General features: G+C 36.1%; 22 protein-coding genes. 11 read left to right on the top strand and 11 right to left on the bottom strand.

Annotated elements, in window-relative coordinates; translation table 11 throughout:
• Positions 1 to 173: 173 nt before the first annotated feature.
• The 4 genes from ACUN24_RS11810 to ACUN24_RS11795 all read right to left on the bottom strand — a co-directional run bounded on the left by ACUN24_RS11810 (position 174) and on the right by ACUN24_RS11795 (position 3,709).
• Positions 174 to 1,595, bottom strand: coding sequence for a Glu/Leu/Phe/Val family dehydrogenase (locus ACUN24_RS11810; protein WP_445562656.1), 1,422 nt, complete (start codon positions 1,593 to 1,595; stop codon positions 174 to 176).
• Positions 1,596 to 2,027: 432 nt separating this feature from the next.
• On the bottom strand, positions 2,028 to 2,246 hold the full coding sequence (locus ACUN24_RS11805; RefSeq protein WP_445562655.1) for a CcmD family protein: 219 nt from the start codon (positions 2,244 to 2,246) through the stop codon (positions 2,028 to 2,030).
• A gap of 1 nt (position 2,247) precedes the next feature.
• Positions 2,248 to 2,910, bottom strand: a complete 663-nt coding sequence (gene ccsA, locus ACUN24_RS11800) for a cytochrome c biogenesis protein CcsA (protein WP_445562654.1) — start codon at positions 2,908 to 2,910, stop codon at positions 2,248 to 2,250.
• Between the two features lie 133 nt (positions 2,911 to 3,043).
• Complete coding sequence (locus ACUN24_RS11795; protein ID WP_445562653.1) at positions 3,044 to 3,709, bottom strand: heme exporter protein CcmB; 666 nt, start codon at positions 3,707 to 3,709, stop codon at positions 3,044 to 3,046.
• A gap of 375 nt (positions 3,710 to 4,084) precedes the next feature.
• On the opposite strand from ACUN24_RS11795, the gene ACUN24_RS11790 reads away from it, so the two are divergent.
• Positions 4,085 to 4,564 (top strand): methylated-DNA--[protein]-cysteine S-methyltransferase, encoded by a 480-nt coding sequence (locus ACUN24_RS11790; protein WP_445562652.1) that lies wholly within the window; start codon positions 4,085 to 4,087, stop codon positions 4,562 to 4,564.
• A 17-nt stretch (positions 4,565 to 4,581) separates the two neighbouring features.
• Positions 4,582 to 4,971, top strand: coding sequence for a hypothetical protein (locus ACUN24_RS11785; protein ID WP_445562651.1), 390 nt, complete (start codon positions 4,582 to 4,584; stop codon positions 4,969 to 4,971).
• A 103-nt stretch (positions 4,972 to 5,074) separates the two neighbouring features.
• Here the strand turns inward: ACUN24_RS11785 and ACUN24_RS11780 are convergent, their stop codons facing one another.
• Both ACUN24_RS11780 and ACUN24_RS11775 read right to left on the bottom strand, forming a co-directional pair.
• Complete coding sequence (locus ACUN24_RS11780; protein ID WP_445562650.1) at positions 5,075 to 5,815, bottom strand: LytR/AlgR family response regulator transcription factor; 741 nt, start codon at positions 5,813 to 5,815, stop codon at positions 5,075 to 5,077.
• A gap of 45 nt (positions 5,816 to 5,860) precedes the next feature.
• A complete protein-coding gene (locus tag ACUN24_RS11775) occupies positions 5,861 to 7,747 on the bottom strand; it encodes a sensor histidine kinase (RefSeq protein ID WP_445562649.1) in 1,887 nt (628 codons plus the stop codon).
• 400 nt (positions 7,748 to 8,147) lie between these two features.
• On the opposite strand from ACUN24_RS11775, the gene ACUN24_RS11770 reads away from it, so the two are divergent.
• The 4 genes from ACUN24_RS11770 to ACUN24_RS11755 all read left to right on the top strand — a co-directional run bounded on the left by ACUN24_RS11770 (position 8,148) and on the right by ACUN24_RS11755 (position 11,438).
• Entirely contained in the window at positions 8,148 to 8,714 is a 567-nt protein-coding gene (locus tag ACUN24_RS11770; protein WP_445562648.1) for a hypothetical protein, read from the top strand.
• Positions 8,711 to 9,244, top strand: a complete 534-nt coding sequence (locus ACUN24_RS11765) for a hypothetical protein (protein ID WP_445562647.1) — start codon at positions 8,711 to 8,713, stop codon at positions 9,242 to 9,244. Before ACUN24_RS11770 ends, ACUN24_RS11765 begins: the two co-directional genes overlap by 4 nt.
• Positions 9,245 to 9,316: 72 nt before the next feature.
• Positions 9,317 to 9,598 carry a hypothetical protein gene (locus tag ACUN24_RS11760; protein ID WP_445562646.1) on the top strand — a complete coding sequence of 94 codons (282 nt, stop codon included), beginning with the start codon at positions 9,317 to 9,319 and terminating at the stop codon, positions 9,596 to 9,598.
• A gap of 13 nt (positions 9,599 to 9,611) precedes the next feature.
• Positions 9,612 to 11,438 carry a tail fiber protein gene (locus tag ACUN24_RS11755; protein ID WP_445562645.1) on the top strand — a complete coding sequence of 609 codons (1,827 nt, stop codon included), beginning with the start codon at positions 9,612 to 9,614 and terminating at the stop codon, positions 11,436 to 11,438.
• Positions 11,439 to 11,569: 131 nt separating this feature from the next.
• Here ACUN24_RS11755 and ACUN24_RS11750 read toward each other — a convergent pair whose 3' ends face one another.
• From ACUN24_RS11750 to ACUN24_RS11735, 4 genes are all read right to left on the bottom strand, one after another.
• Complete coding sequence (locus ACUN24_RS11750) at positions 11,570 to 11,971, bottom strand: hypothetical protein (protein WP_445562644.1); 402 nt, start codon at positions 11,969 to 11,971, stop codon at positions 11,570 to 11,572.
• A 115-nt stretch (positions 11,972 to 12,086) separates the two neighbouring features.
• Entirely contained in the window at positions 12,087 to 12,422 is a 336-nt protein-coding gene (gene gldC, locus ACUN24_RS11745; RefSeq protein WP_121282622.1) for a gliding motility protein GldC, read from the bottom strand.
• A 143-nt stretch (positions 12,423 to 12,565) separates the two neighbouring features.
• Positions 12,566 to 12,838 (bottom strand): hypothetical protein, encoded by a 273-nt coding sequence (locus ACUN24_RS11740; RefSeq protein WP_445562643.1) that lies wholly within the window; start codon positions 12,836 to 12,838, stop codon positions 12,566 to 12,568.
• Between the two features lie 98 nt (positions 12,839 to 12,936).
• Entirely contained in the window at positions 12,937 to 14,283 is a 1,347-nt protein-coding gene (locus ACUN24_RS11735) for a DEAD/DEAH box helicase (RefSeq protein ID WP_121282620.1), read from the bottom strand.
• A 278-nt stretch (positions 14,284 to 14,561) separates the two neighbouring features.
• Here ACUN24_RS11735 and ACUN24_RS11730 point away from each other — a divergent pair, with 278 nt between their 5' ends.
• The 4 genes from ACUN24_RS11730 to ACUN24_RS11715 are packed head-to-tail and all read left to right on the top strand — an operon-like array spanning position 14,562 to position 17,486.
• Complete coding sequence (locus ACUN24_RS11730) at positions 14,562 to 15,896, top strand: dihydroorotase (protein ID WP_445562642.1); 1,335 nt, start codon at positions 14,562 to 14,564, stop codon at positions 15,894 to 15,896.
• Positions 15,897 to 15,929: 33 nt separating this feature from the next.
• Positions 15,930 to 16,127 (top strand): DUF2683 family protein, encoded by a 198-nt coding sequence (locus tag ACUN24_RS11725; protein WP_315420656.1) that lies wholly within the window; start codon positions 15,930 to 15,932, stop codon positions 16,125 to 16,127.
• A 4-nt stretch (positions 16,128 to 16,131) separates the two neighbouring features.
• Positions 16,132 to 16,392, top strand: coding sequence for a Txe/YoeB family addiction module toxin (locus ACUN24_RS11720; RefSeq protein ID WP_445562641.1), 261 nt, complete (start codon positions 16,132 to 16,134; stop codon positions 16,390 to 16,392).
• Entirely contained in the window at positions 16,392 to 17,486 is a 1,095-nt protein-coding gene (locus ACUN24_RS11715; protein ID WP_445562640.1) for a DUF3810 domain-containing protein, read from the top strand. The genes ACUN24_RS11720 and ACUN24_RS11715 overlap by 1 nt, the downstream gene beginning before the upstream one ends.
• 41 nt (positions 17,487 to 17,527) lie before the next feature.
• Here ACUN24_RS11715 and ACUN24_RS11710 read toward each other — a convergent pair whose 3' ends face one another.
• A complete protein-coding gene (locus ACUN24_RS11710; RefSeq protein WP_132394891.1) occupies positions 17,528 to 18,109 on the bottom strand; it encodes a tRNA-(ms[2]io[6]A)-hydroxylase in 582 nt (193 codons plus the stop codon).
• Positions 18,110 to 18,259: 150 nt separating this feature from the next.
• Between ACUN24_RS11710 and ACUN24_RS11705 the strand changes: the two genes are divergently transcribed.
• Positions 18,260 to 19,495: a glycosyltransferase gene (locus ACUN24_RS11705; RefSeq protein ID WP_445562639.1), complete on the top strand. Its 1,236-nt coding sequence runs from the start codon at positions 18,260 to 18,262 to the stop codon at positions 19,493 to 19,495.
• Positions 19,496 to 19,528: the final 33 nt, after the last annotated feature.

Here is a 19,528-nt window from a genome sequence, read left to right as displayed (position 1 = left end):
AATCAAGTTGGGAATAACGCCCCTCATAAGCTAACATTTGCAAGATTAAGATGGTTTCGCAGTAACGAAATTAGTCAACAAAAAAACCTTACAGATTTTAGAACTGTAAGGTTTTTTTTTATTTACCGTTGAGGGAAAGCCTTAAACCTTCTGCCTTCCTACCCCAGGCCTTATTATGGCCAAACGCCTAAATTCATATAAGAAACCGCAATTTTATCGATAGAATTTACAAAAGCAGCAGTTCTCAAGGTTTGCGTGCCTGGTTTATTCATTCTGGTTTCACGAATTTCGTGGTAAGAATGGATCATGGTATCTTCTAAACCAGAGTTTACCAATTCCATTTCTGATGCGCCTTTAACAATCATTAAACGGTGCTCCGGAAGGATGGTTTTACCGGTTAAGTTCTCTAAAGTATTGATCAGATTGGCATTTGAGTTAGCTGCATAACGGTTCTCCATACGGCCAAATGCCACATGTGAAAGATTTTTCAGCCATTCGAAATAAGAAACCGTAACACCACCTGCATTGCAATACATATCAGGAATGATGATGCCGCCCATCTCTGTAAAAATGGCTTCAGCTTCTGGTGTAGTTGGTCCGTTTGCACCTTCAGCAATAATTTTTGCTTTAATATTACGGATATTAAGCTCCGTAAACTGGTTTTCTAATGCTGCCGGAACAATGATATCGCAATCTTGCTCTAAACCTTCCATCGAATTTTTAAAGCTGGTAGCACCAGGGAAATCTAAAATTGAACCTGTGTTTTTACGGTGTGCAAAAACCTCATCAACGTTTAATCCATTAGGATTATAAATAGCACCTTCAAACTCACAAAGCCCGACAATTGTAGCACCAAATTCGGCTAAAAATTTAGCTGAGTGATAACCTACGTTACCCAAGCCCTGTACAATTACCCTTTTATCTCCTAAACCAGCTTTAAAACCAATTTTAGCCATATCCTCTGCTACTTCAACACATTCGCGTACAGCGTAAGCTACCCCACGGCCTGTAGCTTCTTTACGTCCACGGATACCATGTAAAGCAATTGGCTTACCAGTTACACAGCCTAAAGCATCTAACTGACCAGGATTCATGGTCATATAAGTATCGGCTATCCAGCTCATTTCGCGTTCGCCAGATCCGTAATCCGGAGCAGGAACATCGATACCAGGGCCAATAAAGTTTTTCTTAATTAATTCTGTGGTATAACGACGTGTGATGGTTTCCAGTTCGGCAACACTGTATTGTTTGGTGTTGATTTTGATACCACCTTTTGCACCGCCAAACGGAACGTTAACAATAGCACATTTGTAAGTCATTAGGGCCGCAAGTGCCATTACCTCATCTTCGTTTACCATTTCACTGTAACGGATACCACCCTTTGTAGGGCTCATGTGGTGAGAGTGCTCAACACGCCAGGCATCAATTACTTCAAAACCGTTTCCGCGGCGGATTGGAAATTGGAAACGATATACACTATTACATGTTTTAATCTGGTTCAATAAACCTTCCGGATGATTGGTGAATTGAGCCGCACTGTCAAAGTTTTTACAAACATCTGCAAAGAACTTGTTCTCGTCTGCTAGATTAGCCATTATTTATTTTTTATATTGAATAAGTTTTCGGTGCAAAATTGCCTAAAAAAACTGCACATATCCAAATGCAAAAATACTTAGTGTATAGCTAACACCACCCTGTTCAGGCTTTGAAACAGATTTTATACCGTTTATACAAAACTGTTCAAAAACAATATTTAAACAGGTTTAAACGAGGATATATTGATTCCTCAACCCGATTAAAACGACCATTTTCATAGGTTTTATGATTGCTTATTCTGATGAAAAAAAATTATAAAAAAAATATCCACAGGACTATTTTATTACGATACTGATTAATCAACAAACAAAAAAGCTACAATAATTACGAATATCATAAATCTTGAATCAGAAATAAGACATAAAAAAGGAGATCAATATAATTTTGATCTCCGTTAAACTTAATCCAGACTATCGCAATTACAGGCCGTTTTATTTGTTGTTGTGATTTTCTTTTTCGATTTTCTTCAACCTTTTATCGATCGAGAAAAGATACGCAAGCAGCCCTACCAGAATAATTACGATACAAATTACCACAACATATATCTTTCCATTGCTGCGAAGGCTATCAGCCATTTCCACGCCATTATCTTGTGCAAATAACTGCATGGTGGCCATCATTAATATCAGGGAGAAAAATATCTTCTTCATTTTAGTTATGTTGTTGTTTGTTTTCAATATTGCGAATTCTGAAACGGATGGTATATACCCAATAGCCGATTAAGATCCAGCCTAAACATGCCGGGTAAAATACCATACGCATACGGCTATCCAAATCGTAACTATTAAAACCAGGATTGCCACCGTTGCCCGGATGTAATGAATCTTTTAAACGTGGTAACACAAAAAGCAACACCACCATCATTGGGAAGGCAAAAATATTATAAATAGCAGAAATTTTTGCTCTTTTTTGTTCTTCATCAATCGCATTCCTGAGAATGAGATAAGCAAAGTATAATAAAACAGAAATAGCGGCAAAATTTTGTTTGGGATCAAAACTCCAAAATTCTCCCCAGCAGTATTTAGCCCAGATCGCACCGGTAACCAAACCCAAAAGGCCAAAAATAATTCCGGCATTTACACTCTCCACAGCCTTCATATCGTCGATTTCACTCTTGCTACTTAGTGACTTTACACTATAGAAAACTGAGATAGAAAAAAGTACAATCATGGCAAACCACATCGGAACATGGAAATACAGATTCCGGATTGTTTCATTTAATATAGGTAAACGAGGTACGTGAAGTAATAAACCCGCGATTGCAGTATAAATCACCAGAATTGAACCTAAAATTTTCCACCAAGTTTTATTCATACATATATAATTTTGAATGTTTGAGTTTTGGAATGAGAGAAATATTCTTTTTTATGGTTTAAAAATCATCAAGTATTTATACTTGCAAATTTCTCATTCTATAATTCAATCATTCTCTCATTCAATCATTTTTTTAATCTCTCCAAAGGTAAGGAAATAACAATAAAGACGTTGACACCATCAGTACATTCACTACCAGTAACATCGCAATTTCATCGTAACTATTCTCCCATGGCAAGCCGTCGACCGCATTTTTGGCCAGTTTAATTAACAAGATCAATACCGGAATAATGATCGGAAAACTCAATATCGCCATTAACATCCCACCGTTACCAGCCTTACTTGCAATGGCCGAAACCATAGTAAAAACGGTAGAGAAACTCATACTGCCCAATACCACGGCAACGTAATACAATAGCATATCGGGCGGCGTAAAGGAATCGAAAACCAAAGTATAAAAGCCCAATGCTATAGTGGTAAGCACCAACATCAAAAGGGTATTATAAACTGTTTTAGAAATCAAAACCGCAGCGGGACTGGCCAAAATATAACTGTACAACTGCTGCCCCTTGGTTTCCTGTAAAAAGCTCTTTGAAACGCCGTTTATAGAGGCAAAAAGCATGATAATCCAGAAAAGCGCGTTCCAGGTTAATTTATCGCCAAGGCTTACAAACGACAGGTAACAGGTAAAAATAGTAGAAACCACATAGAGCAATACACCGTTAATGGTATATTTGGAGCGCCACTCTAATAATACTTCCTTGTGAATTAAATATTTAACCTCTTTGGCCAATTGCATAACCGCAAAGATACTTTTATTGATAAATATTGCATGCTTAAATTGTTGTATTGTTGTAATTTTGTTTGGAAACTCACTTAGCCACGGGGACGCAGAGAAAGATTTAACCACAGATAAAAAGGATAAACACGGATGGCATTTTTAAAGCAGTATATCGGAATTAATGGCATTAAAATTTATTGGCCACGGAGGCACAGAGAAAGACCATTAACCACAGATAATAAGGATAAACACAGATGCTATTCTTTCGAAGTAGCATAAAAGAGGTTAAAGGCATTTAAAATTAATTAAACAAGTAGACACAGAAAACACTAAGAAAAACAATATGCACGAAAATCTGTGTTCATCTGTGTAAATCTGTGGTTAATTAGAAATATGAACTACGCATCAGTTATAGAAACGCCTATTGGCAGATTAAGCATCCTGGCTGATGAGGATTTTGTGCATGCCGTTACTTTTGAAGAAAAGGATATTGCTGATTTGATAGAAAACGAACTGACCATAAAAGTTGCCAACCAATTAAAAGAATACTTTAATGGAAAGCTTTGGGATTTCGATTTTCCACTGAAACAAAAAGGAACCGAATTTCAACAGGAAGTATGGCAGAATTTATTGAAGATACCTTTTGGCGAAACCACCTCATACGCAAAATTTTCTACGCACAATCCGTTAGCGATACGGGCTATTGCAGCGGCAAACGGAAAAAACAATATTGCCATTGTAGTGCCATGTCACAGGGTAATTGGCAGCAACGGCAAACTGGTTGGTTATGCCGGAGGTTTATGGCGTAAACAGTGGCTACTACAACATGAACGTGAGGTTGCCAAAAAAGGACAAACCGAATTAAAATTTTAAAACCATAATTTTAGCAGATGAATAACGATCAAGCCGGAACGCCAAAAAACTATTTAAAAGCAATACGATTAATCAATATTGAGGGCGACAAATGCGCTTTTGAAATGGGTAAAATCCCGATCCGCCAACATATCAATGCCAATTATTTTTTCGCCCAAACTGATGTATCAACTTTAGAGAAAATCCCCCACCCTGCGCCGAGGAGGCAATATGTAATTACGCTTAAGGGTAAACTGCGGTTTACAGTAAGCAATGGCGATACCTTTATCATCGAGCCGGGTACTATACTTATTGCCAACGATACGGCCGGGGAAGGGCACACCTGGGAAATAGTAGGCGGCAATGAATGGGAAAGAATCTATATTCCATTGGAAGAATATACCGATGATTATTTTATGGCTGATTAAGATCATCAAAACCAGGATCAGGTCAATTTCCGTAAATCACAGGATGACAACCGCAAAGAAAAACGAACTGGTTTAGCGTTATGCAACAATTAACCCAATTAACCTATACGGCTCCAAATTTCTCTATCAGTTTATCTTTCTGTATCCTTGCTACCTGTAACTGTTTGTTATTTTCCAATGTAAGCAAACAATCATTCTTGTTAAAAAACTTCACTTTGTTTAAATTGATAATATACTGACGGTGTATCCTAAAGAAATTTCTGTCCTCCAATATTTCCTGAACATCTTTTAGTGTTTTTGAAATAATCACCTTCTCGCCATCCAGCAAGACCAAAATAGAGTAATTGCTACTGGCTTCAACATACAGAATATCGTCTACATTAATAAAAACAATACCTGAAAGAGAACTCACGGCAATTTTATTTACACGTTCCATATTCATCTGCCGATGAAAGTGATTGAGTTGTTTATCAGAAAAATTGTTTCTAATTACAGCCCTGTTAACGGCTTCAACCAGGTCCTTTATATCAACAGGCTTAACCAGATAATCCAAGGCGCTAAACCTGAAGGCCTTGATGGCAAACTCATTATAAGCTGTGGTAAAAACCACTTTGAAACTGATTGGCATTAATTTCTCCAAAAGCTGAAAGCCATTTAGTTCTGGCATCTCAATATCCAAAAAAACCAAATCCGGATTTAAGCTTTCAATCTCCTGTAATGCTTTAATCGGGCTGTTAAACGAATAAATGGCTCCAGCTTGTCCGCAATGCTTTTTTAACTGTATACGCAGTAAACTTATACTATCTTCTTCATCATCTATAATTACAATATTGAGCGCTTTCATATTTTAGATTTTATTTATTTTTATTGATGATACATTAGGTTGTTTTTAAATTAAATGGATACTGATTAAAACCCTGGTTCCTTTGGCCTCATTATTTGCGCCGTAAAGATCTTCTATATGGATTTGTGTATTGGTATTAAATTCCTTATTAAAATTAGCAATACGCTCTCCTGTAATCAATGTTCCATACGATTTTTCTTTTTCGGCCGCCTTACTATTCAGCTCCGATGCTTTTACCCTCCCTATTCCATTGTCCTCAATAATTACGAGTAAAGTTTGCTGTGTAAAATCCTGAGAAATTTTAATCAGGATTTCACCGCCAACACTTTTATGCATCAGGCCGTGCCAAATGGCATTTTCGATATAGGGCTGCACCAGCATCGGTGGTATTTCTATAAAATCGGCGTCAACATTATCATCAATGTCGAAAATATATTTCAGTTTACCTTTGAAACGCATGGTTTCCATTTCTAGGTACAACTTTATGGTTTTGATTTCTTCTGATAATACGATTTTATCTTTCCTTGAGTGCGAAAGGGATAAGCGCATTAACTGAGAGAATTTACTCAGATAATCAGATGCTAACACACTGTTATTCTGTTCGATATATAAATTTATTGAATTTAAGCAGTTAAAAATAAAATGTGGATTCATTTGCAATCTTAAAATCTTATGTTCGTTCTCCGCATTTTTAATTTTTAAGTCAATGCGTTCCAGCTCGTCAAGGCGGTCTCTGTATGCCAACGCTGTTAAAAACAAAACGGCATCTATTGCAAAAGCCAGTGTTACTAAATCTACGTAATTGTTAATGGCGTAGTACCAACTTGGCAAATGGTTATAGACATCCAGCCATTTAGGCGCCAAAACAAATAATAACGCAAATGATATGGCCGCCAAGCCTGTAAATGCAAACCGCAAATAGCCTTTGTTTGGTTTTGGCCGGGCATAATAACTGAGCAAAACAGTAAGGATAAAAAATGGCAAAGAATTATAAATCCAAAATATTTTTGTAATCGGGCTAAGTTCTGGCCGTAAATAATGTACAATCATAACTACGATCATTAAAACCCATTGCCATAAACAAAATTTTAAAAATAAGTTAAGGTATCTGTTGTTTTTAACCTGTAAAAATTCGCCAAAAAAAAGAATATAAAAAAAAGTTTGGGGAATAAAAGAGAGTAGAAATATAAAATCATTATTTATCGGTAGCCAATTTACTTCTAAAAGAATGGCATCTACCTGTAACGAATACCTAAAAAACATACATAATGATGCTAACGCATAATACAGATACGCTCTATCTCTCCGCTGAAGAAAATATTTTAAACAACAATAAATAAAAACGGCGAAATAAAAACCTGCAACCCACAATTTAACATGTCTAAAACTTAACGGAAACAAAACCAGTTCTCTGTTCTTTTCCCTGTAGGCGGTATCATAGGTTTCTATTTGCGGATATTGTGGAACAATGTTGTATAGGTATTTTTGAATGAGCACATAAAAATATTGTGTTTCTTTTTGCTTTAAGGTCAAATGTATCCGCCAATAATCAGTAGCTATCGAGAGATTTGAAATTTTAGCACCAAAACCCGTTTGCCCAACCAGTACCAATCGATTTCCTACACGCTCATACAATTGAGTTTGTTGCATTTTACTGTCTAATTTCAACAGTAAGCTGGTATCCCTATCAAAAGTACTGCGAATACTAAAATTGATCCAATATTGTAAAACCGTATCTGGAAACTCTTTTTGTGCTGCTATGTTACTGTCCAAAAAGTGCCAATCTAGTTCCTGGAGTTGGGCATAAGTTTTATTGTTTTTTTTCGATAGCGTATAATATGCCTGGTTTAAAAGACTAACATTTTTGCTTTGCTGAGTGATATTTATCTGCTTAATATTCTTTTGCGCAATCGCATTAAGACTGTTGCCCATTAAGACAAAGTCTAAAAGCATTAAACACTTAAAAAATTTGCTTTTTATAACCATTCTAGTGAAACCAAAAAAGGTGTTACTAAAGATAATTAGAAAAGGAGCAAAAAAGCTTAAAAATGTGTGAGATACAGGTTTACCAATGCGAAGTATGTTGTTTTTTGTTTAGCGTAGCTTAAAATACTCAAAATTTCGTTCAGGTTTCCGCTTTATTTTTTCACTACACACCTTATTACCTACAGCTCACAGCAAAAAGAAGATACTTCACTCAATTGCCAGCCCCAAAGAAAAATGGAAACTTAAATTTGATATGTAAATTAAAACTTACGAAAAATTCATGGTTTAGAATGACTGAAGAGAGATTATGGATAACTACAAAAGCATAAATCAATCGAAAAACGATATGAAGAAAATATTAACATTATTAATATCCATGTTGTGTTACTCTGCTGGGTATTGCCAAGATAGAACATTCAGTTATATCGGTTTAGCAAACAACGATGCCGAAATAAAAACAATTGCAGATACCATGCACAAAACCTTGTTTATAGCAGGAAATAAAGTGTATAGCATAGGTGGCGACTGCATTTGCCGATTATTAGACGGCGATGGAAACGACAGGGACGATGATAGAGACAATAGCAGCCGTTTGAATGATGGCGCTGCTGGGAACAGAAAAAGTGGTGGAGAAATTGCCGACCGCAGAACGAAAGGAAAAAGAAACAAAATAAATAAAAACGGGGATAAAAACAATAGAGATAAAGATGGCAATGAAAATGATAGAGATACCAATGGCGACATTAATAACCGTAATGCAGATGGTAGTATAATGGAGGGTACCAGGTGCAGCTGTTCTAAAAGAGGAAAAATATTATTGTATACCAGGGAAAAAGTAAAAATTACCAATGTGAAGATATATTATCAAGGCAAATATTTTTCAAACAAACATTTTAAAATTATACAATTATGAAAAAACTAATATTTCCTATGTGTACTGCGGTGATGGGCCTCACAATTATCAGTTCTTGTGGCACATCCTTAAAAGTACCAATTAACCGGGGTAAAATAGATGGAGATTTTAATATACAATTTACCGAAAAAAATGCAGTTGTAAAGCCTAATCAATTTTTCACGCTGGCCGAATTAAATATTGAGCCAAACAAAGGTCAGATTTCAAAAACTACAATCAATTCCACCAATATAAAAACAGCATTAAAAATATTTAAAAAGCAAAAAATTAAAAACTATGCCATTACCATCACCAAACCGGGCTATGCAAAACCCTATTATGGTAAAATAGCTTTTTTTAATACCAATAAAATAAATGAAGCCGATGCCGTTGCTAGGTATTACGAAATCGATATTGCGAATAGTTATTTTGCCAGTGCAACCCGTGGCCGGATGGCAATTATTTATGAGTATTCAGATTTGCGCATCGGCATAGCTACAACATCTAAAATACCAACATGGATCGTATTAATAAGCGACGAGCCATTTTAAAAAATATAATCCAATAATAAACGGACGCGCCGAACACCGCATTACAAAGTAGGCGAAATCAAATTTCCAAATATGAGCACTCTGAAAACTAAAGATGATGAAGTCTTTGCCAACTTTGAAAATATGTCGGTTGATAGAAATATCGTTCTCACATTAGATTGGGATACAGGTACTGGTATAACCTTTACTACTATTAAGCCAAATGAAGTAGCCGAAATTCGTTTTGACAATCACACAGCCGTGATTTGCCATAGAAGTGACGGCGGCAGTTATGGCACATGCCCAGATAAACTAACCATTGCAAAAGCCGGAGACTACTTTCAATTATTGGAAGATGGCGAATACTTAAACTAACAAAAACAAGATTATGTCACAACTAGAAACAAATCAAGGAACAACCTTAGACTTTGAAATTCCATCCTTTTACAATACCTATAATCTAGCTTCTTATGGTGGATTAAAAATTGCTGTTTATAAAAATAGAAGCGCCGATAGACCTGCTTATTTTTATACTCCGCTAATATTGGTAGATTGGAAAGATTATAAGGACTCGTTAGATCAAATTGAAGAGAAGGTGCCAGACGACAAAAAGGATAAAACTATTCAGGAAATCTCTATCGTTATACAGCATTCTGATCCTTTAGTTGAAGCAGAAATGATCAGTAAAATTAGAGATGCACAAGACTTAACCAATAGTTCGGCAGTAGCGCTTAATCTTTTACCCTTCAAGTTTTATAAAATCTATGCCAAGATAGGGAATAAAAAAGTATGGCTTAACGAAGATGATATTTCCATGCTTACACCTGATGACAATTATACAACTCAATTGACGCTAATACATGAAAGAGCTTATTTACTCAAAGGAACATTTAATGAACTCAAGTACTTTTATAACAACAGTCGAACTAATCTAATTTGGGCAAATTTGTATAGTGATGGTTCTCCTTATTCAACAACAACAGTAAATTCTATAGCTACTTTTTTCAACGATTCAAAAAACACAAAAAAAATAATAGGCGACGAAGACAAAATACAGAAAAGCAAGATCATTTCTTCAAGTTCTGGCGGTGGTTTTGGGATATCCCTTGGGCCATTGAGTGTCGCTGGGGCTCAATCAGATACTGTGGTTTCTTCTGAAACACAAATAAAGAGGTATTTAAACAGAAGTTATGTTTCTGAAGTTATCCGAAATAGTAAATCTGAGCTTAACATAACTATAGATGGCGACGTTTCGAAATATACAGAAATTATTAAGCAGTTTGTGGACAAGCTTTTTGAAAACAAGCAAAAAATAGAAGCTATTGTTAAAATTATTGATGACAAAGAAATTGAGCTCATGATCGACCAAATTAATTATGCCAGTTTAACCAAAGAAAACACAGAGACCATTCTTAAGGCAAAACCGGTGATAGATAAAAACGACGATAACAAGGTTGAATTTACTTATGGTGGTATTTCAGGAAAATCAGACACAAAAAACAACTTTAAGACCCAGGATGATATCGAATGGCAACTAAAGGGCGGGGATATCCTTCCTGTAAAAATAGATTTGTTCTTGTTTACCGAATCTCAATTAAAAGATGAATTTTCAAGTCTTGCAATTTTTATAAATCGAGAAGCAAAGAAGAATACAATTACTCCATTTATTTATCCAGCTGTTTGGCTGGCAAAGAACCAACATTATTTGACTGGTAATACTACAGATAAAGATAATCCTATCGGATCAATACTTGCCTTTGCAGGAGCAAAAGAAGACAAACCAGACGGCTGGGAAATTTGTGATGGAGCAATTAAAAATGTAGGCGATTTCCCAGAGTTGTTTAAAATATTAGGCTTTAAATGGGGAAAAGGTGTTGATGATACAGAATTTAAATTACCAGATTTACAAGGCCAATTTTTAAGAGGAGTCGATTACACAGACAAATTGAACGATCCTGATGTGAAGGATAGAAAAAATGCTACAGAGGAAATTGGAGGAGTTGGGAGTTACCAAGGCGATGAGTTACGAACACATAAGCATACTACATCACTTTACGGATCAACCGGAGGAGGTGTTGCTTTTGCCGATCCAATTAAAATTGCATCAACAGACCAAGGTTTGCGCTATAAAGATTGTGATACAATAAATCCCTCGGGTGGATTGGAGACCCGACCTAAAAATGCCTATGTAAATTTCATTATAAGGATGAAGTAGAACTTTTTGTTCAGGATATTACCAATTTGAACCTGAAAACCCTTAATTATCCTCCAAATGTTCCTTTTAAACGCTTGTGGCCAATAAAATCATGGCTACCAGCTATTCCCTAAACTATTCTATTAAATGAACTAAGGTTTTACCTCTAATTGCGATTTCTTAACACTGAAAAGCATAAATATAACACCTACCAAAAGTACAATCCAACCCCATTGGAAATGAACAACTTTACCGATAAATTTATTTGCGAAGCCATATTTAGTGTAATTGTTTGCTGTAAAGTAAACAGCAATTACCGCTAAAACATACCAGATAGCCATTACAAAACTCATAAACCTGAAAGCACCTACTTTTCTGATAAAGAGAACCAATACCGAAATGGCGATAATGGCATAAGTAATCAAAAACAATCTTGCATCTGATTGATACAAGTTCCAATTGCCTTTAATGGGCACTTTTAGCATGGGGCAGAAACCTGCAATAACGCATAACAAAATGCCTAACCAAGCCCTGAATTTATTTAATACTAACATAGTTAAAAATGATTACACTGATTTTAACGAATCCACTGATTGGTAATTGTTTGTAATGGAAGTTAATGGCTTAATCGCTAACTTACCTGGTATTTTTTAATGACTAATGACTAAACTACTGCCCTTCAATAATCCCCATCTTATCTGCAAAGTGGGCACAGTAATCGCGTAAATCTTCAACAATTAAAGTTTCGTTTGTGGCTTTTAAAAAGCTATCGGCCATGGTTTGCAAAGTTTCGTAGAAGAAACGTTTCATTTCGTCAACAGGCATATCCTTTGTCCAAAGATCTATCTTTAAGGTATTTTTATAATTGTGGTCCCAAACTGATAAAAACATCGCCTTCGCAGGCACTTTATCAGCGTTACCAGAATCTGTGCTTTCCCAAAGTATGTTATCCGGGTTGTTGCCTTCATCTAACTCAACGGTTATTTTTATTTCTGCTTTTTTCATATTAATATTGATTTCACCGATTTAACAGATTCCTCCGATTTAGACCGATTAATTTTTCCGGATGCAAAGATGATTAATTAATTTGATTCCACAGATGAGTAGATTACAATGATTAACATTGGCGGGATATTTTTACGGTTTAATTACGCGACCTTTTGCAAGATTAACATTAACACGGCCGCAATAACAATGAAAATCAATTCAACAATCCAAATTCTTTTAATATCCTTTAGAGTAAAGCGGAAAATCATATCTGTAATAAATGTTACCACAATTAAACAGCCCAATATAAGGAGATAAAAACCATCCAGGTTTACATGTCTTGGTGCTGCACTTTTCTCCGAAAAGAGATTTACAACCACCAAGCCCAAACCAACGGCACTTACAATATTTAAAGGCGTAATCCTAAAGTTCATCTGTGTTTATTTATTTGTTTTCAATTGTCAGATGGAGCCTTTGACAATTGAAATAATTATTTAGAAAATTAATAATTATTTTAATTGTGTCGGGTTCATTACTTTTTCTTATCGAATTTTTTGCCCTTTTTAAAACTCTTTACCTGTTTACCAGCCTTTGCTTTGGCTTTCTCCCTCACCTTTTTTTCTATTGCCGCAGCGTGTTTTTTCTCGTGGAAAGCCCCTTGAAAATCAGGATCTTCCTTACGTTTCTGCATATCGATTTCTTTTGCAATATGCTGGCGCTCTTCGTAAGGGGTTTCATCAATGAATACGCCTTCCGGAATTTCGGCCACAGGAATGTATTGGCGAATCAATTTTTCGATTTTGCGGATATAATACTTTTCGGCATCAGTAGCAAAGGTAATCGCATCACCTTTGGCAAAAGCCCTGCCTGTACGGCCAATACGGTGTACATAATCTTCAATAATAATCGGTACATCGAAATTGATCACATGACTCACATCACTTACATCAATGCCCCTACTCGCCACATCTGTAGCCACCAGTACCCTGATATTACCTTCTTTAAAACTATTTATAGAGTTAATCCTGGTGTTCTGTCCTTTATTGGCATGAATTACTCGGACATTTTCAGCACCATACCTACGTTCAATAAAACTGAAAATATTATCGGCAACCGTTTTGGTTTTACAGAAAATAATCAGGCGATTAAAAGTCTCATCATTTTTCAGTAAATGCTGCAATAGGTTAATTTTCGTTTTGAAATTCGGAACGTAATATAGAGTCTGCGTTACATTTGCAGCAGGGGTTGCCTGTGCAGATGCCTCAATTACAAGCGGATTATTCAGGAAATCGCCGGCAATTTTCTGGACCAAGTCGCTCATTGTTGCCGAGAACAACAAATTCTGCCGTTTACGTGGAACGATCTCCAAAATCCTGTGAATAGAGCCAATAAAACCCATATCCATCATTTTATCAGCTTCATCCAACACCAAAAATTTCAAACTCTGTGTGTTAATATCGCCAGCTAAATATAAGTCTAAGAATCTTCCTGGCGTAGCAATCAGGATATCAATGCCTTTTGCAATCTGCTCTTTCTGTGTTTTCGGACCAATTCCGCCGAAAATCACTAAAGAACGTAAATCGGTATAAGTAGAAAATAATTTCACCTGTTCTGCAATCTGCATGGCCAGTTCGCGTGTTGGCGACAAAATCAGTGCTCTTGGATGATCGCCCTGAGCATATTTCAACTGCATTAAAATTGGCAAAACAAAAGCAGCAGTTTTTCCTGTACCAGTTTCAGCAATACCGAAAATATCTTGTCCAGATAACACTGGAGCGATTGCTTTTTCCTGTATCGGCGTGGCAACGGTGTAACCTGCATCGGCAACTGCATTTAAAATTTGCCTGTTTAACTTAAATTCTTCGAACGATTTTGCCATAGCGCACAAAGATAGGCTTTTTAAGCCGAAAGCTTAAAAGTAAGTCTAAAGCAGAAAGACCAAAGCTATTTAGAAAAGCAATTTCAGTAATTCTTCGGTTGTGGCAGTCCTGCTATCCGTTTTATCCCGATGAAAATCGGGATAAAACGGATAGCAGGTTTATTTAACCTAAAACAATACGTTAAATTCAGTTCTGTACCTTTCATCCGCCGAAATAGACAATTGAAATTCTCAAATCTCATATCTAACTTCTCAAATCTATTTTTACCTTTGAAACCATGAATACTTACCTGATAAAAGCTGCGACAATTGTTAACGAAGGACAAAAAATTGTTGCTGATGTATTGATAAAAGATGGATTAATTGCTAAAATCGGTCAAAATCTATCAACACCTGATGCGCAGGAAATTAATGCAGAAGGACAATACCTTTTACCAGGGATGATTGACGATCAGGTTCATTTCCGCGAGCCGGGATTAACCCATAAGGCCGATATTTTTACTGAAAGTATGGCTGCAGTAGCCGGAGGGATTACCTCTTTTATGGAAATGCCCAATACGGTGCCTAATACCTTAACACAGGATTTACTGGCCGATAAATACGAAATTGCTGCCCAAACCTCATTGGCCAATTATTCATTTTACATGGGCGCCAGTAACGACAATATTGAAGAGGTTTTAAAAACCGATCCTAAAAATGTTTGCGGAATTAAGGTTTTTATGGGTTCATCAACCGGGAATATGCTGGTAGATAACGAGAAAACTTTAGAAAACATCTTTAGCAAAGCACCAATATTGGTAGCTACGCATTGCGAAGATGAAGCAACCATCCGCGAAAATTTAGCTAAGTTCAAAGCCCAATATGGTGACGATTTAACAATCGATATGCACCCTTTAATCCGAAGTGCAGAGGCTTGTTATAAATCATCATCACTAGCGGTCGAACTGGCAAAAACTTATAAAACGCGTTTGCATATCCTGCACATTTCTACAGCAAAAGAAATAACCTTATTTGATAATATTACCCCGCTAAAGGATAAAAAAATCACGGCAGAAGCTTGTGTACATCACCTTTGGTTTAACGATAAAGATTACGCTTCAAAAGGAAATTTCATTAAATGGAATCCTGCTGTAAAAACCGAAGATGATCAAAAAGGTGTGCTTAAAGGCGTTCTTGAAGATTATATTGATGTGATTGCCACAGATCACGCCCCACATACATTGGAAGAAAAGCAGCAGCCTTACGCTCAAGCTCCATCTGGCGGCCCGTTGGTACAGCATGCCTTACCGGCATTATTAGAAATGCATTTACAAGGTAAAATTTCTTTAGAAAAAATTGTCGAAAAAACGGCTCATAATCTGGCGATTTGTTTTGACATAGAGAAACGTGGTTTCATCCGCGAAGGCTACTGGGCAGATTTAGTGCTGGTAGACCTCAAAGATTCATGGAAAGTAACCAAATTGAATAATTTCTATAAATGTGGTTGGAGTCCTTTTGATGGAGATACGTTCCAGTCAAGTATTACCCACACTTTCGTATCAGGAAATCTGGCTTATCAAAATGGCAAATTTACGACCGATCAGATCGGAAAACGATTAACTTTTGCACGATAGATTTGTTATATTTGTTTATTAGTAATAATAAATATGGAAACTTTAATTGCACATCCAAAAAACGAAGAAGAAGCCTCAGCCCTAAAAGCGGTTATGAAGGTTTTAAGGATCGATTTTGAAACAGAAGAAAGTCTGTATAACCCAGAATTTGTAGCTAAAATAAAACGAGGCCAAGAACAGGTAAAAGCTGGCAAAGGTGTTAAAATAGCTATTGAAGATTTATGGAAATAATTCGATGGAGATTCAATATGTTGACGATTCTTTATTAGATATCAAATTTTGGAAGAAATCTGGAAACAAGGCTATAAAAAAGAAAATTGAACAGTTGATATTAGCTATTATTGAAGAGCCATATAGTGGAATAGGTAAGCCAGAGCCGCTCAAATATGAATTTTCCGGGAAATGGTCTAGACGGATTAACGATGAACATAGAATTATTTATGAAGTGATAGAAGATGTTCTCTATATTTATTCTTTGAAAGGCCATTACAAATAATGACCTCAATAAAAAAAAATCTTGTAAAAGCTGTTGCTATATCTGTCATTGCGCTAATTATTTTCTTCTTTGGCTTCTTCCCTACCCTTGTCCAAAAATATTATTCAACAGGTTTTTATCCTTACATTTCTTCAGCATTAAGGTTTATTTCGGCTCTGTTTCCTTTTGCTATTGGAGATATGATATATGTTTTACTTATTGGCTTTGTAATTTATAAAATCGTAAGGTTTTACAAAAGACGTAAATCACTAAAAAAACAGGATAGAATTGTTGTCCCCTTACAAATTTTAATTTTTTTCTTAATTCTCTATATCATTTTCAAAATCGTATGGGGTTTAAATTATAGCCGACCAAGTATTAGCGAGGAGTTAGGAATTGGCAACGAAAAATATAATGTTAAAGAATTAGTTGTTCTGTGCAATTATTTCGTTGATAAAACCAATGCCTTAAAATTGAGGCAAAATAAAGTGCCCGCTTACACGATTAATGAGCTCGAATCAAAATCTGCCGCTGCTTACTCATTTATGGAGAAAAAAAACTCAGTATTCAGATATTCCAATCCTTGCTTAAAATCGGTTTTAAATTCATGGATCATCAGTAAAATTGGTATTGAAGGTTATTATGCCCCGCTTTCTGGCGAAGCTAATATGAATATGAATTTGCCAGATTTCGTTAAACCCTATGTAAGCTGCCACGAAATTGGGCACCAATTAGGCATTGCTTACGAAGATGAAGCTAATCTTTTGGGATACCTGACCGCAAGAAACAGTCCTGATGTGAATTACCAATATTCTGCCAATTATGAAATGTTGCGGTATATCTTATTCGAAATCCGGATGAAATCACCAGAGGACTATAAATTACTTTATTTAAAACTTTCACCTCGGGTTTTAGCTGATTTTAAAATTGAAAAAGAATTCTGGAGAAAATACAATGGTGATATGTTCGGTTATATGGATGCCGCTTTCGATCGTTTCTTAAAACTGAACAACCAGAAAAAAGGTATCGATAGCTATCAGGATATCGTTATTTGGCTGTGGAATATTCATAAGTCGGAAATTCAGGGATCTGAAAGTCAGAAGATCAAGCGATAAATACCTCCATCATCCATTTCCCATAAAACATCTTACATCATTTACCCGTGTATCGCTTCTTTAGTTCCGAAACTTTGAATCAATTCGCCTTCAAAATCCAGCCATTCTTTCCAGCGTTTATCTACATCTACATCCGTACTGTATTTACGGGCAAAGTTTAAAAATGTCGTGTAATGTCCTGCTTCTGAAACCATCAGTTCGTGATAAAACTTAGCCAGTTCAGCATCTTTAATATTTAACGAAAGTACCCTGAACCGTTCACAACTTCTGGCTTCAATCATTGCAGCAAACAATAACCTGTCAATAAAAGCCATATTCCGGCTTCCGTCTTTTTTACTGAATTTCACCAAACGACCAACATAATCATCTTTCCGTTCGCGGCTTAAGGTGTAACCTCGTTTTTTTATAATTTCAATAACCATCTGGAAATGCTGCATCTCTTCAATGGCAATGGCGGTTAGTTCATCTACCAGATCCTGATGTTCAGAATTTTGAGTGATCAAGGTAATGGCATTGGTAGCCGCTTTTTGTTCGCACCAGGCATGGTCAGATAAAATTTCTTCTAAATTCGATTCCGCAATATTTGCCCAACGTGGGTCTGTCAACAATTTTAATCCTAACATGTGGTGGTGTAATTGAGTTGCAAAATTAAGAATATTTAAGATACGTTTATATATCCCGCAGATTTAGTAGATAATCGCAGATCTAGATTTTAATCTGCAAAAATCACATTTATATGCGGGAGCAAAAAAAAAGAGCTTATTTTGTAGAAAATGAGTAGAAGCGTAAAAAAATTATTGATTATTGGATTAGTCTGGCCCGAACCCACTTCTTCGGCGGCGGGAACACGGATGATTCAACTGGTCGATTTATTTTTAAACAAACATTACGAAATCACTTTTGCCTCTGCAGCATCAAAAAGCGATTTCAGTTATGATTTCACACAAACTCCTGTTATTGAGCAGCAAATAAAGCTGAATGATGAAAGCTTTAATTCATTTTTAAAAACACTAAACCCTGAAATTGTCATGTTCGACCGTTTTATGGTAGAAGAACAATATGGCTGGCGGGTTCAACAGGAATGCCCCGATGCATTGAGGATTTTAGATACTGAAGATTTACATTGCCTGAGAAGTGCGCGCCAGCAAAGCGGTAAAAAAAAACAAGTTTTAGATTTATTTTCAGATACGGCTAAAAGAGAAATTGCTTCAATTTTACGTTGTGATTTATCTTTAATCATTTCGGAAGTGGAGATAGATATCCTGAAAAATCAATTCAAAATTGATGCTTCACTAATTTATTATTTACCATTTCTCGAAGAAGAAATTGATCAGCAAGTGATCGAAAAATGGATTCCCTTTGAAGATCGGGCAGATTTTGTTTTCATTGGCAATTTCCTTCATGAGCCCAACTGGAATACTGTTCAGGTTTTAAAAACCAGGATCTGGCCAGTACTCAGAAAAAGGCTTCCAAGTGTAAATTTAAATATATTCGGATCTTATGCCTCGCAAAAAGTGCTGCAACTGGATAACAAAAGCGAAAAATTCTTAATTAAAGGAAGAGCTGTAGATGCTAAGGAAACCATTGCTAAACATCGGATATTACTTGCCCCCATACAGTTTGGTGCGGGTGTAAAAGGTAAGTTTATCGATGCCATGCAGGTTGGCACGCCGTCGGTAACTACATCTGTTGGTGCAGAAGCCATGAAAGGTAATTTAGACTGGAATGGTAGCATTGAAGATGATCTGGAACTTTTTATAGAGGAAGCTATAAAACTTTATCAGGATAAAACCGCGTGGCAAGCGGCACAACAAAATGGCATAGATATTATTAATCAAAGGTATTCCACAAAATATTTTGCTGATCAATTCATTAAAGAAATCGATAGATTAGCTTCAGATTTAACTGCACACCGGCAAAATAACTTTTTCGGACAGATATTAAATCACCACACCGCACAGAGTACAAAATACATGTCGCTTTGGATTGAAGAAAAAAACAAGAAATAGCCTGTTTCTCTTATCTTCCCAACTCACTTAAAA

This window comes from Pedobacter sp. WC2501, assembly GCF_052682415.1.
The sequence above is the reverse complement of the archived record's forward strand: the minus strand, read 5'-3'. Positions and strand labels throughout refer to the sequence as shown.

Bases quoted from the DNA above. Each gene is read 5' to 3' on its own strand.
- ACUN24_RS11750 (WP_445562644.1), bottom strand. From the start codon at position 11,971: ATGTTAGTATTAAATAAATTCAGGGCTTGGTTAGGCATTTTGTTATGC.
- ACUN24_RS11710 (WP_132394891.1), bottom strand. From the start codon at position 18,109: ATGTTAGGATTAAAATTGTTGACAGACCCACGTTGGGCAAATATTGCG.
- ACUN24_RS11765 (WP_445562647.1), top strand. From the start codon at position 8,711: ATGAAAAAACTAATATTTCCTATGTGTACTGCGGTGATGGGCCTCACA.
- ACUN24_RS11715 (WP_445562640.1), top strand. From the start codon at position 16,392: ATGACCTCAATAAAAAAAAATCTTGTAAAAGCTGTTGCTATATCTGTC.
- ACUN24_RS11785 (WP_445562651.1), top strand. From the start codon at position 4,582: ATGAATAACGATCAAGCCGGAACGCCAAAAAACTATTTAAAAGCAATA.
- ACUN24_RS11790 (WP_445562652.1), top strand. From the start codon at position 4,085: ATGAACTACGCATCAGTTATAGAAACGCCTATTGGCAGATTAAGCATC.
- ACUN24_RS11760 (WP_445562646.1), top strand. From the start codon at position 9,317: ATGAGCACTCTGAAAACTAAAGATGATGAAGTCTTTGCCAACTTTGAA.
- ACUN24_RS11705 (WP_445562639.1), top strand. From the start codon at position 18,260: ATGAGTAGAAGCGTAAAAAAATTATTGATTATTGGATTAGTCTGGCCC.
- ACUN24_RS11770 (WP_445562648.1), top strand. From the start codon at position 8,148: ATGAAGAAAATATTAACATTATTAATATCCATGTTGTGTTACTCTGCT.
- ACUN24_RS11735 (WP_121282620.1), bottom strand. From the start codon at position 14,283: ATGGCAAAATCGTTCGAAGAATTTAAGTTAAACAGGCAAATTTTAAAT.
- ACUN24_RS11805 (WP_445562655.1), bottom strand. From the start codon at position 2,246: ATGAAGAAGATATTTTTCTCCCTGATATTAATGATGGCCACCATGCAG.
- ACUN24_RS11795 (WP_445562653.1), bottom strand. From the start codon at position 3,709: ATGCAATTGGCCAAAGAGGTTAAATATTTAATTCACAAGGAAGTATTA.
- ACUN24_RS11780 (WP_445562650.1), bottom strand. From the start codon at position 5,815: ATGAAAGCGCTCAATATTGTAATTATAGATGATGAAGAAGATAGTATA.
- ACUN24_RS11775 (WP_445562649.1), bottom strand. From the start codon at position 7,747: ATGGGCAACAGTCTTAATGCGATTGCGCAAAAGAATATTAAGCAGATA.
- ACUN24_RS11755 (WP_445562645.1), top strand. From the start codon at position 9,612: ATGTCACAACTAGAAACAAATCAAGGAACAACCTTAGACTTTGAAATT.
- ACUN24_RS11720 (WP_445562641.1), top strand. From the start codon at position 16,132: ATGGAGATTCAATATGTTGACGATTCTTTATTAGATATCAAATTTTGG.
- ACUN24_RS11730 (WP_445562642.1), top strand. From the start codon at position 14,562: ATGAATACTTACCTGATAAAAGCTGCGACAATTGTTAACGAAGGACAA.
- ccsA (WP_445562654.1), bottom strand. From the start codon at position 2,910: ATGAATAAAACTTGGTGGAAAATTTTAGGTTCAATTCTGGTGATTTAT.
- ACUN24_RS11725 (WP_315420656.1), top strand. From the start codon at position 15,930: ATGGAAACTTTAATTGCACATCCAAAAAACGAAGAAGAAGCCTCAGCC.
- ACUN24_RS11810 (WP_445562656.1), bottom strand. From the start codon at position 1,595: ATGGCTAATCTAGCAGACGAGAACAAGTTCTTTGCAGATGTTTGTAAA.
- ACUN24_RS11740 (WP_445562643.1), bottom strand. From the start codon at position 12,838: ATGAACTTTAGGATTACGCCTTTAAATATTGTAAGTGCCGTTGGTTTG.
- gldC (WP_121282622.1), bottom strand. From the start codon at position 12,422: ATGAAAAAAGCAGAAATAAAAATAACCGTTGAGTTAGATGAAGGCAAC.